Raw genomic sequence first — 12506 nt, 5'->3', positions numbered from 1 at the left:
GGCCATGAGCCTGTCCATCCGCCCGGCCACACCGGCCGATGCCCCGCTCATCCTCGCCTTCGTGCGCGAACTCGCCGATTACGAGAAGCTGCTGCACGAGGTCGAGGCGGGCCTGGCCGATATCGAGCGCGACCTGTTCGGGCCGAACCCCCGCGTGTTCTGCGACATCGCGGAATGGGACGGTGCGCCGGCCGGCTTCGCCCTGTGGTTCTACAACTACTCGACCTTCCGCGGCCGCCACGGGCTTTATCTGGAAGATCTGTATGTACGGCCGGCCTATCGCGGGCGCGGCATCGCCAGGGCGCTCATGCGCCACCTCGCGCGGCGCTGCGTCGAGGAGGGTCTCGGGCGCTTCGAGTGGTGGGTACTCAACTGGAACGAGCCCGCCATCCGCTTCTACCGCTCCATCGGTGCGGCGCCGATGGACGAGTGGACCGTCCAGCGGGTCACCGGCGACGCGCTGAAGGCTCTAGCGGAAGACTGAGCCGCCCAGACGCCATCCCGGCCGAGTGCCGGGACAGCGGGGGCCGCCGCCGATCCCGGAGCGACCTTGCGGCCGTCCGGGATGACGTCAAAGCGGGGGATCAGAGCGGCTCGCCGTCGGGGCCGTCCGGGCCACCAGGGCCGCCCGGTCCGCCGGGGGGCATCGGGTGGAAGCCGGGACCGCCACGGTCCGGACCACCGCGTCCGGGGCCACCATGCGGGCCGTGATGACGGTCCCAGCGCGCCATGCGCGGTCCTTCAACCTGCTTGAACAGGATGGCGAAGCGGCGCTGCTGCTGCTCGTCGAGCGTCTTGAACAGCGGGTCGGCGGCGTCCACCACCTTCTTCAGGCCCTCGCCACGCTCCAGCATGCCATCGGCGCGCTCACGCAGCCGCACGATGACGTCGGGCCGATCGCCGGGGCCCTTCTGTTCGGCGCGCTCCTCGCGGTGTTCAAGCCGCCGGTCGATGCGCTGCTGGGAATAGTCGCGCAGCGCCGCTTCCAGCGCCGGCCAGAGCTTGTCCTGCTCGGGGGTGAGCTTCAGCCCGACCTTGAGCGCGGCGATATGAGCGTCGCTCATCGCGCCGGCATTTTCCGCCATCTGCTGCGGGGTCAGGCGGGGACCGTCGCCCTTGAAGTTCGGCGCGGCCACGCCGAAGGCGGCGCTGGCCAGCAGGGCGGCGGCGGTCGCGGCAATGATTGTGCGTTTCATCGGCCTCATCTCCTTGCTTGATGAGACAGATGTTGCGCGCCGCATCCCGAAATCTCAAATGAAACTTCGGTAATGCGGCGCGTTAATCTTTAGACACGCAAATGAACAGGCATTCATCTGCATGAACGGTAGATTAACCCGGCGAAATCATCTTCTCCGGGCGGACAACAGCGTCAAACTCTTCATTGGTAACATAGCCGCCACCGACAGCCTCATCGCGCAGCGTGGTACCGTTCTTGTGCGCCGTCTTGGCGATCTTGGCGGCGTTGTCATAGCCGATCTTCGGCGCCAGCGCCGTGACAAGCATCAAGGACCGCTCCAGCGCCGCCTTGATGTTGTCCTCGCGGGCCTCGATGCCGACGACGCAATTGTCGGTGAAGCTGACCGCCGCATCGGCCAGCAGGCGCGCCGACTGGAGGAAGTTATAGGCCATGACGGGATTGTAGACGTTCAGCTCGAAATGGCCCTGGCTGCCGGCGAAGCTGAGCGCGGCGTTGTTGCCGAACACCTGCACGCACACCTGGGTCAGCGCCTCGCACTGGGTCGGGTTCACCTTGCCCGGCATGATCGAGGAGCCCGGCTCGTTTTCCGGCAAGGCAAGCTCGCCGAGGCCCGAGCGCGGGCCGGAGCCGAGCAGACGGATGTCGTTGGCGATCTTGAACAGCGATACCGCCACGGTGTTGATCGCGCCATGGGTGAACACCATCGCGTCATGCGCGGCGAGGGCCTCGAACTTGTTCGGCGCCGTGGTGAAGGGCAGGCCGGTGATGGCGGCGATGCGTTCGGCCACCTTCTCGGCAAAGCCGATAGGAGCGTTCAACCCGGTGCCGACGGCGGTGCCACCCTGGGCGAGCTCCATCAGCGCCGGCAGCGTCTGCTCGATGCGCGCAATGCCGTTCGTCACCTGCTGGGTGTAGCCGGAGAATTCCTGGCCGAGCGTGAGCGGCGTCGCATCCTGCGTGTGGGTGCGGCCGATCTTGATGATGTGCTCCCACGCCTTGGACTTGGCGGCGAGCGCGTCGCGCAGATGGGTGAGCGCGGGAAGAAGCGTCTTCACGACCTCCACCGACGCCGCGACATGCATGGCGGTCGGGTAGGTGTCGTTCGACGACTGGCTCATATTGACATGGTCGTTCGGGTGAACCGGCTTCTTCGAGCCCTTCTCCCCGCCGAGCATCTCGATCGCGCGGTTCGAGATCACCTCATTGGCGTTCATGTTGGTCTGCGTGCCGGAGCCGGTCTGCCAGACTGAGAGCGGGAAATGCGCGTCGAGCGTGCCGTCGATCACCTCCTGAGCGGCGGCGATAATGGCATCCGCCAGCTTGGCGTCGAGATGGCCGAGGTCGCGGTTGGTTTCCGCCGCCGCCCGCTTGATGACGCCGAGCGCATGGACGATGGGCAGCGGCTGCTTTTCCCAGCCGATCTTGAAATTGCCGAGCGAGCGCTGCGCCTGCGCGCCCCAATATTTGTCGCTCGCCACCTCGATGGGCCCGAACGTATCGGTCTCGATGCGGGTGCTGCTCATCTTGAAAACCTCTTGAGGTCGGCTGGCTGATAATGTGGCGCCTGCGCCACTTGGACGCGCAGCACTTACCATGCGGACGAAACCGGCGGAATGCGACCTCGGGCGGACATTGCACCGGCGCGATGTCGCCCCACGCCTCTCACTGGGCCGTGGGAAAGCTCAGCGCACCGCCGCGATCAGCCGGCGGAGCCAGGGGTGCTGGGAGACCGACCATTGGGTCATCCGGTGCATCTGACTGTCCGCCTCGCCTGCGGAATAGGCCCGGACACGGCCTGAAAACGTCGACAGCCCTTCGCTGGCGGCGCCGCACGCGCCGCGGCCTACCCAACTTTCATAGGCATAGCGGTCAGCGGTCACCTCCGGCTCGGGCAGGCTGGCCAGATAGGACGCGGTGGCCCACCAGAAATTGTACCAGACCCAGCCACCGCTCGCCGGAAACATGCCCGCAAGCGCGATGCGGTCACGCTCCATCAGCGTCAGCCACCGCTCCCAGTGCTCGAAGGTGCCGCGGGTGAGCGCCCGCTCGACCCGGCTGCGCACGCGGATGTTCCGGCTGATGCCCTTCGAGTGGAGATAGGCGACCCGCCCGTCGGGATGCGCGCAGGCCAGGGTCCAGAGGTGATGAAGGGCCCAGTACTCATAACGGTTTTCATCGTGAACGATGATGGTGGCCGCCGCCTCGCACAGGCCAGCCGCGAAGTCAGCCACTCCCGCGGTGTTGTGGGGGTCGGTGATGATGATGCTGAGCTCGGCACGGTCGAGCAGCCCATAGCGCCGCAGATCCGCGATCTGGCCGGCCATGACCGCGCGCCAGTCGGATCCCGGGTGAACATAGAAGCCGTAGACCAGGTAAATCGGCCTTCGGGAACCCGCTGCAACCCCTACCGGCATGGACCATGTCCTAACGGAATATATTACCGGTAACGGGTACCCGTGACACGCGCAAGACCGGAATTCTCGGCTCCGGTACCTGCGTCCCGCAGGGCGAACGCGCGCCGAATTTATGACGAACAGACGATCACGAACGCGTGATGAACGTAAAAGTCTGGGATGCCAGTCCTCCGACGCGGCACGACAGCCATTGCGGCACGGACCCAACGAAATAGATTACTTCTTACGTGTATTTTCGCACTATCCTGGGCTTCTCAGGCTTCTGAATACGCTCCGACGCCGCAAAACCTGTTAAAAAGCCCGAAAAGTGCTCAAAGATCACCTTTCCTGATGCAATGTTTGGTGATCGGATTCTGAATTTCGGCATTGACGGCTATCAAAGACGACGCCACATCATGATGCGGAGCGGAGTACCAATGTCGGACATCGTGAATCTTCACCGCCATCGAAAGCGAATTGCGCGCGAAGAGGCGGAACAAAAGGCCGCCGCCCGACGTTTGGAGTTCGGCCGCACAAAGGCCCAGCGCACAGCGGAAGCGGCCTTAGAGCGAAGCAAAGAAACGTCGCTGGATGGGCACAGGCGAGTTCGAGAGGGCGAGACATGAAAAGTCCCGTGGTCAAGCGATCCATTGTTATCGCAGGACACAAGACAAGCGTAAGTCTGGAAGATCAGTTCTGGGATGCGCTGAAGGAAATAGCGGCGAGCCGTCGCACGACGCTGTCGGAAATTGTGGCTTCGATCGATTCGGGCCGCAATCAGGGCAACCTGTCATCGGCGATCCGGCTCTACGTGCTGGCGCACTACCGCAACCCGCCATCGGGCCGGGAGCAGGTTGAGCACGCGAGCAATGGCTCGCATATGCGCTCTACCGTTGCGTAAGCCAAGCGCGTTCCCCATATGCCGCCATGCGAAGGCGCGTTGTAAGCGGGTGCCACGTCACCTATAACCGCCGTCGTCGTGCCTTCCGTCGGAAGGACACGCAACCCTCTGCACGGTGGCGTCTGGTGGTTCTGCGTTTGCGAGCCCCACAGCTGTCGGGCGCGCAAACGGAGTGGCCGCGGAATGTCGTGGAAGAACCAGAGCGGTGGACCATGGGGTGGTGGTCCGCGTGGTCCCTGGGGTACCGGCCCACAATCGTCAGGGCCCAACTCTCCTGATCTCGAAGATCTGATCCGTCGGGGCCAGGAAAAGCTCCGCACCGCTCTCCCGGGGGGCGTCGGCAGCGGCAAAGGCATCCTTGCCGTTGTCGTGATCGCGCTGGTCGCGTGGCTGCTCTCCGGCTTCTACCGTGTCGAGCCCGACGAACAGGGCGTCGTCCTGCGTTTCGGCAAGTTCGTCGGCACGACCAATCCCGGCCTGAACTACCATCTGCCCTACCCGATCGAGACCGTGCTGACCCCGCAGGTCACGCGCGTCAACCGCATCGACATCGGCATCCGCACCGGGGACGATCCCCGCCGCGGCGCCGCCATGCGCGATGTGTCGGAAGAGAGCCTGATGCTCACCGGCGACGAGAACATCGTCGACGTCGACTTCGCCGTTTTCTGGATGGTGAAGCCGGCCGCGAGCGGCTCCACCGAGGATATCGGCGCCGCCGACTTCCTGTTCAACGTCCAGAACCCGGAAGGCACCATCAAGGCCGTGGCGGAAAGCGCCATGCGCGAGGTGGTCGGCCGCACCAACATCCAGCCCATTCTCACCGGCGCCCGCCAGAACATCGAGACGGCGGTGCACGACCTGATGCAGAAGACGCTCGACAGCTACCGCTCCGGCGTCCTCGTCACGCAGGTCCAGTTGCAGAAGGTCGACCCGCCCTCGCAGGTCATCGACGCCTTCCGCGATGTGCAGGCCGCCCGCGCCGACGCCGAGCGTCTGCAGAACGAGGCGCAGGCCTATGCCAACCGCGTCGTCCCGGAAGCGCGCGGTGAATCCGCCCGCATCACTCAGGGTGCGCAGGGCTACAAGGAGCGCGCGATCATCGAGGCGCGCGGTCAGGCGTCCCGCTTCCTGAGCGTGCTCACCGCCTATCAGAAGGCCCCCGACGTCACCCGCGAGCGCCTCTATCTCGAGACCATGGAGCGCGTGTTCGACGGCATGGACAAGGTCATCATCGACCAGTCCACCGCCGGCAGCCAGGGCGTGGTGCCCTACCTGCCGCTGGGCGCCCTCGACGCCCGTCGCGCCCCCACGACCGCCGGCCAGGGAGCGGCCCAATGAAGAACAGCCTTGGTATCGTTCTCGCCGTTCTCGTCGCGGTCGGCGCCATCATCCTCTACTCGGCCCTGTTCAGCGTCTACCAGACGCAGCAGGCGCTCGTGCTGCGCTTCGGCGAGCCCGTGCGCGTGATCGAACAGCCCGGCCTCAACGCCAAGATCCCGCTGGTCGACAGCGTGATCTTCATCGACAAGCGCATCCTCGATCTCGAAAATCCCTCGCAGGAAGTCATCGCGGCCGACCAGAAGCGTCTGGTCGTGGATGCCTTCGCGCGCTACCGCATCGTCAACCCGCTGCGCTTCTACCAGTCGGTCGGCAATGTCGAGGGCGCCAATTCCCGCCTCGCCACCATCCTGAACTCGGCGCTGCGCCGCGTTCTGGGTGAATCCACCTTCACCCAGGTGGTACGTGACGAGCGCGAGACCCTGATGGCGCGCATCCGCGATCAGGTGAACCGCGAGGCCGGCAATTTCGGCATCAGCGTGCTCGATGTCCGCATCCGTCGCGCCGATCTGCCGGAAGCCAACAGCCAGGCGGTGTTCCAGCGGATGCAGACCGAGCGTCAGCGCGAGGCCTCCGAAATCCGCGCCCAGGGTGCGGAAGCCGGCCAGACCATCCGCGCCCGCGCCGATCGCGACTCCACCATCATCGTAGCCGAGGCCAATGCGACGGCCGACCAGCTGCGCGGTGAAGGCGACGCCCAGCGCAACGACATCTTTGCGCAGGCCTATAACCAGGACCGCGGCTTCTTCGAGTTCTACCGCTCGATGCAGGCCTATGAGGCGTCGCTGAAGAAGGGTGAGACGCGGATGCTGCTCTCGCCGACCTCGGAGTTCTTCCGCTTCTTCAACGCGCCGAACCCGGCGGGTAGCCCGGTGCCGAGCACGCCGCCGACGGTGGCTCCGGCTGCGGGCGCCGCCCCGGCAGCGCCCGCCAACTGATCCGGCGGAGCAATGTCGGATCTCATCGTCGCCCTGGCGCTGGTTCTCGTGATCGAGGGCCTGATGCTGGCGGCGGCTCCCGGCGCCGTCCGCCGGGCCATGGAGTCGATCGGGCAACTGCCCGATCCGCCTCTGCGCCTCACCGGCCTCATCGGCGCCGTCATCGGCGTCGTCGTGGTCTGGATCATCCGCGGCTGAGGCCGCGTCGCGATTTCGCAAGGGGCGCCCCACCGGGCGCCCCTTTTGCGTGGGGGCCTGCGCTGCGACGCCTCTGCTGTGCCGCTCGCGCGCTTTTGGCTTGCATCGGCTTGGCGCCGGGCTAGCGTCAGCCCCTCGGTAATGAGAGCGGGGACGGCGGCGCCTCCCCCTGCGGCGAAGGAGGCAGCATGACCAACGGGTTTGATGCGGCGGCGGGCACGCCCCGGCGGGATCGCTCCGGCTCGCGGCGCGCGCGCCCCTTGCGTCGCCGGCTTGCCGCGCTGCTGCTCGCCTGTATCGTCGGCGGCACGCTCGGCCTCGCCGGGCACCCGGCCGGTGCGGCGGCCGTAAAAGGCCCCGATTCGGTCGCCGACACCGCTGCCAATGTGATGGACGCGGTGGTCAACATCTCGACCTCGCAGACGGTGGCGCCCTCGCGCAGCGTGCCGACACCGGAACTGCCGCCCGGCTCGCCCTTCGAGGAGTTCTTCGAGGAATTCTTCAAGCGCCGCCAGCAGCAGGGCGACGACAACGCCCCCCGCCGCGTTTCCTCGCTCGGTTCTGGCTTCGTGATCGACGCGAGCGGCTTCATCGTCACCAACAACCACGTCATCGCCGATGCGGATGAGATCTACGCCAATTTCGCCGATGGCTCGAAACTGAAAGCCGAGCTGGTCGGGCGCGACACCAAGATCGACCTCGCTTTGCTCAAGGTAACGCCGGAAGAAGGCAAGCCGCTCAAGGCGGTGAAGTTCGGCAATTCCGATGTGCTGCGCGTCGGCGACTGGGTGATGGCCATCGGCAACCCCTTCGGCCTTGGCGGCACGCTTACCGTCGGCGTGATCTCGGCCCGCAACCGCGACATTAATAGCGGGCCCTATGACAATTTCCTGCAGACGGATGCCGCCATCAATCGCGGCAATTCCGGCGGCCCGCTGTTCAACATGGACGGTGATGTCATCGGCATCAACACCGCCATCATCTCGCCCTCCGGCGGCTCCATCGGCATCGGCTTCGCCGTACCCTCCAACACCGCCATCCCGATCATCGCCCAGCTCAAGGAGTTCGGCGAGGCGCGGCGCGGCTGGATCGGCGTGCGCATCCAGCAGGTAACGCCGGAAATCGCCGAGAGCCTCGGCCTCGGCCGGGCGCGCGGCGCGCTGGTCGGCGCCGTCACCGAGGATGGGCCGGCCGCCAAGGGCGGCATCAAGGCGGGCGACGTGATCGTCTCCTTCGACGGCAAGGAGGTGAAGGACACCCGCTCCCTGCCGATCATCGTCGCCGATACGCCGGTCGACAAGGAAGTCGAGGTGGTGGTGATCCGCAAGGGCGCCGAGCAGAAGCTGAAGCTCGCGGTCGGACGCCTCAACGAGGCCGAGACCGCCGCCGCGACACCGGACGCCCCCGACGCCAAGCCGGAGGCGCCCAAGGTCGCGACGCAGAAGCTGCTCGGCCTCGAACTTGCCGAACTGACGCCCGAGCTGCGCACCCGCTTCAAGATCAAGGATGAGCTCAAGGGCGTGGTGGTCATGTCGGTCGAGGCCGGCTCGGTCGCCGCCGAGCGGGGCATCGCGCCGGGCAACCTCATCGTCGAGGTCAACCAGGAGGCGACCGCAACGCCCAAGGACATCGAGAACCGGCTGGCCACGCTGAAGAAGGACGGGCGCCGCTCGGCCCTGCTCATGATCACCGACCCCGAGGGTCAGGTGCGCTTCACCGCCCTGCCGGTGGACTGAGGGCGACCGCCAAGCACCCGCGAAACGGAAAGGGCCCGCCAATGGCGGGCCCTTTTTCATGCGGTGACGCGTACCGCGAAAGCCTGGTCAGGCAGCGAATACGTGGTCAGGGCTTCTTCGGCGGCGCCGGAGGGGTGGCGCGGCCATCGCCGGGCGCCGGAGCGGCGGAACGCTGCGGCTCGGTGAGCTGCACCGTCCAGCTCTTCTGCTCCTGCGTGTCCACCTCGAAGAAGCCGGTGCGGTCATAGCCGCGCGCCAGGCAATCGGCGATGCCGCGAATGGTGAACTCCTTCTCGCGGGTGCACATATAGGCCTTGCCGGACCATTCGCCGCCGAGATCGTAGTCGATCGCGTAGACATAGTAGTAGCGCGCGACCAGATCGCCGCGCAGCAGCGTCTCGCAACTATTGGCACCGATGTTCCACCAGCCCTCGGTCGCCCAGCTATTGCCGTCCTTGTAGCCGAGCGCGATGCCGACGCGGCTGGAGGAGCGGTTGCACAGGCGGAAATCGGCGGCAGCCGGCGACGGCGCCAGCGTCGCGGCAAGCACCGGCAGCACGCCCGCCGCCAACAGCACGCGCGCCCGCGCCCGCCGGCAGCGGGAGGGGTTCGGCTTAGCTGTCGATGAAAACGGCGCGGAAATCATTGACGTTGGTGCAGGTGGGGCCCGGCGTCAGAAGATCGCCCAGAGGTTCGAAGAACCCCGTGGAATCGTTATTGGCGAGAAAGGCGGCAGGATCGAGACCAGCGGCGCGGGCGCGCGCCAGCGTATCCGGCACGACATAGGCGCCGGCGGGATCGGTGGCATCGCCGCCGCCGCCATCGGTGCCGTCCGTATCGCCGGCCACCGCATAGATGCCGGCCGCGCCGTCGAGCGCGACGGCGAGCGCCAGCGCGAATTCCTGGTTCGGGCCGCCCCGGCCCTGGCCGCGCATGGTGACGGTGAGCTCGCCACCCGAGAGGAGGACGGCCCGCTTGCCGGCGGCCTTCAGCTCGCGCGCCCTGGTAGCCTGCGCGGCGGCGACCTCGCGGGCCTCGCCTTCCAGATTGTCCCCGAGCAGGATCGGCTCCAGCCCCGCCTCGCGCACCAGGCGCTCGGTGGCGATGAAGGAATCCACCGGGCGGGCGATGAGGTGGTACGCGGCGTTCGCGAAGGCCGCGTCGCCGGGCTTGGGCGATTCGTTCGCCGCATCCTGCAGCGCCGCCGCGATCGAGGCTGGCGGTTCGATAGTGTAGCGCGCCAGCACGGCGCGGGCGTCCGCCAGCGTCGAGGGATCGGGCACGGTGGGGCCGGAGCCGATCACCGCGGGATCGTCGCCCGGCACGTCGGAGATGGCGAGCGTCACCACCCGCGCGGGCTGCGACAGCGCCGCGAGACGCCCGCCCTTGATGCGCGAGAGATGCTTACGCACCGTGTTGATCTCGGTGATGTTGGCGCCCGAGCGCAGCAAAGCGCGGGTCAGCGAGCGCTTGTCGTCGAGATCGACGCCATGGGCCGGGGCGATCCAGTTCGCCGAGGCGCCGCCCGAGAGCAGCACCAGCACCAGATCATCCGCGGTCGCGGAGGCGGCGAGGTCGATCGCCTTCTGCGCGCCGGCAAGGCCCGCCGCATCCGGCACCGGATGACCGGCCTCGACCATCTCCAGCCGCCGGGTCGGGCGGCCATAGCCATGGCGGGCGACGCCGATGCCGGCGAGGCGCGCGGGATCGAGCCCCGCATCGAGATAATGCTGTTCGGCGACTTCCAGCATCGAGCCGGCGGCCTTGCCGGCGGCGAGCAGGATCAGGCGGCCCTTGGCCGGGGCCGGCGGCAGCACGGGGGGCAGGCAGGTCGAGGGATGGGCCGCCGCCACCGCAGCGGTAAACAGCTTGTCCAGAAAGGCACGCGCCGACGTGTCGCTCATCTCGAATCCCTACCCAGCCCGATCGGGCCACTGCCGGCGGTTGGTCCGCCATGATGCCTTAGCGCGCGCCGGCTCGAATCCCCCGCTCCCGCGCGACGCGAAACGGGCGTATTCCTATGGCACTCAGAATGCCACGTCACTATCCTCTACGCACTTAGTCGCATCGCACAGGCAAATATGCGCCGCCTCCCGACGCACGACCCCGCCCAGCCCCTCGACGAGCCGCTCGATCCGCGTCTCTCGCCCGATGCCGGGCAGATGAAGGGGCCGGACGACCTCCCGCCTGTCGAACGCCTTGCCGGCGATCCGGCTACCGGGCTGATCTTGCTGTGCGACCACGCCTCCAACGCCCTGCCGCCCGGCTACGGATCGCTCGGCCTGCCGGCGGAGCAGCTCGCCCGCCATATCGGCTACGATATCGGCGCCGCCGGCGTGACGCGCCAGCTCGCCCAGCGCCTCGGCTGCCCGGCGGTGCTCTCCTGTTTCTCCCGCCTCTTGATCGACCCCAATCGCGGCGAGGACGACCCGACACTGGTGATGCGCATTTCGGACGGCGCCATCATCCCCGGCAACCGCCATGCCGACGCGGCGGAGATCGAGCGGCGCATCGCCCGCTTCCATCGCCCCTATCACGATGCGATCGCCACGGAGATCGACACGGCGCTGGCGGCGGGCGTCATCCCGACCATCCTCTCCATGCACAGCTTCACCCCCGTGTGGCGCGGCCTCGCCCGCCCCTGGCACGCCGCCGTGCTGTGGGACGCCGATCCGCGCTTTACCCGCGAGCTGATCGAGGCGCTGGAAGCACCGGGCGACCTCATCGTCGGCGACAACGAGCCCTATGACGGCGCGCTCAAGGGCGATTGCCTCTACCGCCACGCCACGCGGCGAGGGCTCGCCAGCACGCTGCTGGAAGTCCGCCAGGATCTCATCGCCGATGAGGACGGGCAGGAGGCATGGGCCGAGCGGCTCGCCGGCCTGCTCCCGGCGATCCTCCAGGGGGAGGCGCTGCACCGCATCGAGTGGCATGGCTCGCGCACCGGCCCGGTCGCGCCTATCTATCCGCCAGACACGCTCGCCTGAGCGCACCGTACGGACCGGATCACCGGGAGGCCCACATGAGCGACACACCCGCCGCCGCTGCCGCGCTGGACGCGGCCACCCGTACCGAGCTGGAGGCCGCCGCCTTCCGCCGGCTGGTGGCGCATTTGCAGACCCGCACCGACGTGCAGAACATCGACCTGATGAATCTCGCCGGCTTCTGCCGCAACTGCCTCGGCAACTGGTATCTCGACGCGGCCCAGCAGCGCGGCCTGCCCCTCACAAAGGAAGAGAGCCGCGTCGCCGTCTACGGCATGCCCTATGAGGAATGGAAGGCGCGCCACCAGAGCGAGGCGAGCCCGGAGCAGAAGGCCGCCTTCAAGGGACCGGGCCAGCACTGAGCGGTTCATCCACAGGCCGCCGGTGGATAGCGGGTGCAGCCGGAGCCTGCCGGCGCTGGTGATGGCCCGCCGCCTTGACGGCGCCCCATCCTTGGGTTTCCTGTCCGGCCCAGCTTTCACCCACACGCCGCCGGACCTTGCTGCCCGCGGTCGGCCCGTTCCCCCGGAGACGCCATGTCCGACATTCCCAACGACCAGCCGCTGTCCGATGCCGCCGCCGGCTTCGCCAAGGAGCAGCTCAAATCCTTCATCGAGCGCATCGAACGCCTCGAGGAAGAGAAGAAGACCATCGCCGAGGACATCAAGGACGTCTTCGCCGAGGCCAAGGGCACCGGCTTCGACGTCAAGGCGCTGCGCGAGATCCTGAAGATCCGCAAGCAGGATGCCGACCAGCGGGCCGAGCATGAGGCGATCGTCGACCTCTACATGCAGGCGCTGGGCATGCTGAGCTGACCGGG

15 protein-coding genes are annotated in these 12506 nt (G+C 67.3%); 10 read left to right on the top strand and 5 right to left on the bottom strand.

The window, feature by feature from the left end; translation table 11 throughout:
* Positions 1–4: 4 nt before the first annotated feature.
* Positions 5–484, top strand: a complete 480-nt coding sequence (locus OU996_RS07590) for a GNAT family N-acetyltransferase (RefSeq protein ID WP_267585004.1) — start codon at positions 5–7, stop codon at positions 482–484.
* Positions 485–584: 100 nt separating this feature from the next.
* Here OU996_RS07590 and OU996_RS07585 read toward each other — a convergent pair whose 3' ends face one another.
* The 3 genes from OU996_RS07585 to OU996_RS07575 form a co-directional block, all read right to left on the bottom strand.
* Positions 585–1196: a Spy/CpxP family protein refolding chaperone gene (locus OU996_RS07585; RefSeq protein WP_267585003.1), complete on the bottom strand. Its 612-nt coding sequence runs from the start codon at positions 1194–1196 to the stop codon at positions 585–587.
* A gap of 133 nt (positions 1197–1329) precedes the next feature.
* Positions 1330–2721 carry a class II fumarate hydratase gene (gene fumC / locus OU996_RS07580; protein ID WP_267585002.1) on the bottom strand — a complete coding sequence of 464 codons (1392 nt, stop codon included), beginning with the start codon at positions 2719–2721 and terminating at the stop codon, positions 1330–1332.
* A gap of 159 nt (positions 2722–2880) precedes the next feature.
* On the bottom strand, positions 2881–3612 hold the full coding sequence (locus tag OU996_RS07575) for a hypothetical protein (protein WP_267585001.1): 732 nt from the start codon (positions 3610–3612) through the stop codon (positions 2881–2883).
* A 335-nt stretch (positions 3613–3947) separates the two neighbouring features.
* Between OU996_RS07575 and OU996_RS07570 the strand changes: the two genes are divergently transcribed.
* From OU996_RS07570 to OU996_RS07545, 6 genes are all read left to right on the top strand, one after another.
* Positions 3948–4217, top strand: a complete 270-nt coding sequence (locus OU996_RS07570; protein WP_324290745.1) for a DUF4169 family protein — start codon at positions 3948–3950, stop codon at positions 4215–4217.
* Positions 4214–4492 carry a ribbon-helix-helix domain-containing protein gene (locus OU996_RS07565; protein ID WP_267584999.1) on the top strand — a complete coding sequence of 93 codons (279 nt, stop codon included), beginning with the start codon at positions 4214–4216 and terminating at the stop codon, positions 4490–4492. Before OU996_RS07570 ends, OU996_RS07565 begins: the two co-directional genes overlap by 4 nt.
* Before the next feature lie 183 nt (positions 4493–4675).
* Positions 4676–5830 (top strand): FtsH protease activity modulator HflK, encoded by a 1155-nt coding sequence (gene hflK / locus OU996_RS07560; protein ID WP_267584998.1) that lies wholly within the window; start codon positions 4676–4678, stop codon positions 5828–5830.
* Positions 5827–6768, top strand: coding sequence for a protease modulator HflC (gene hflC / locus OU996_RS07555; RefSeq protein ID WP_267584997.1), 942 nt, complete (start codon positions 5827–5829; stop codon positions 6766–6768). The genes hflK and hflC overlap by 4 nt, the downstream gene beginning before the upstream one ends.
* Positions 6769–6780: 12 nt before the next feature.
* Complete coding sequence (locus OU996_RS07550) at positions 6781–6966, top strand: DUF2065 domain-containing protein (RefSeq protein WP_267584996.1); 186 nt, start codon at positions 6781–6783, stop codon at positions 6964–6966.
* A 188-nt stretch (positions 6967–7154) separates the two neighbouring features.
* Complete coding sequence (locus tag OU996_RS07545; protein ID WP_267584995.1) at positions 7155–8702, top strand: Do family serine endopeptidase; 1548 nt, start codon at positions 7155–7157, stop codon at positions 8700–8702.
* Between the two features lie 106 nt (positions 8703–8808).
* Here OU996_RS07545 and OU996_RS07540 read toward each other — a convergent pair whose 3' ends face one another.
* Together OU996_RS07540 and OU996_RS07535 are read right to left on the bottom strand one after the other, a co-directional pair.
* Positions 8809–9348, bottom strand: coding sequence for a DUF1036 domain-containing protein (locus tag OU996_RS07540; RefSeq protein WP_267584994.1), 540 nt, complete (start codon positions 9346–9348; stop codon positions 8809–8811).
* On the bottom strand, positions 9317–10606 hold the full coding sequence (locus OU996_RS07535) for a glycerate kinase type-2 family protein (protein ID WP_267584993.1): 1290 nt from the start codon (positions 10604–10606) through the stop codon (positions 9317–9319). Before OU996_RS07535 ends, OU996_RS07540 begins: the two co-directional genes overlap by 32 nt.
* 177 nt (positions 10607–10783) lie before the next feature.
* Between OU996_RS07535 and OU996_RS07530 the strand changes: the two genes are divergently transcribed.
* The 3 genes from OU996_RS07530 (at position 10784) to OU996_RS07520 (ending at position 12501) form a co-directional block, all read left to right on the top strand.
* Positions 10784–11689 (top strand): N-formylglutamate amidohydrolase, encoded by a 906-nt coding sequence (locus tag OU996_RS07530; protein WP_420712715.1) that lies wholly within the window; start codon positions 10784–10786, stop codon positions 11687–11689.
* A 35-nt stretch (positions 11690–11724) separates the two neighbouring features.
* The gene (locus tag OU996_RS07525) at positions 11725–12048 is read left to right on the top strand and encodes a DUF1244 domain-containing protein (protein WP_267584992.1); all 324 of its coding nucleotides are present in this window, start codon (positions 11725–11727) and stop codon (positions 12046–12048) included.
* 174 nt (positions 12049–12222) lie between these two features.
* On the top strand, positions 12223–12501 hold the full coding sequence (locus OU996_RS07520; protein WP_213757108.1) for a DUF2312 domain-containing protein: 279 nt from the start codon (positions 12223–12225) through the stop codon (positions 12499–12501).
* Positions 12502–12506 lie beyond the last annotated feature (5 nt).

This window comes from Ancylobacter sp. SL191 (assembly GCF_026625645.1).
Lineage (GTDB): Bacteria > Pseudomonadota > Alphaproteobacteria > Rhizobiales > Xanthobacteraceae > Ancylobacter.
Note: the sequence above shows the minus strand (reverse complement) of the source record. Positions and strands in the feature narration are given on the sequence as shown.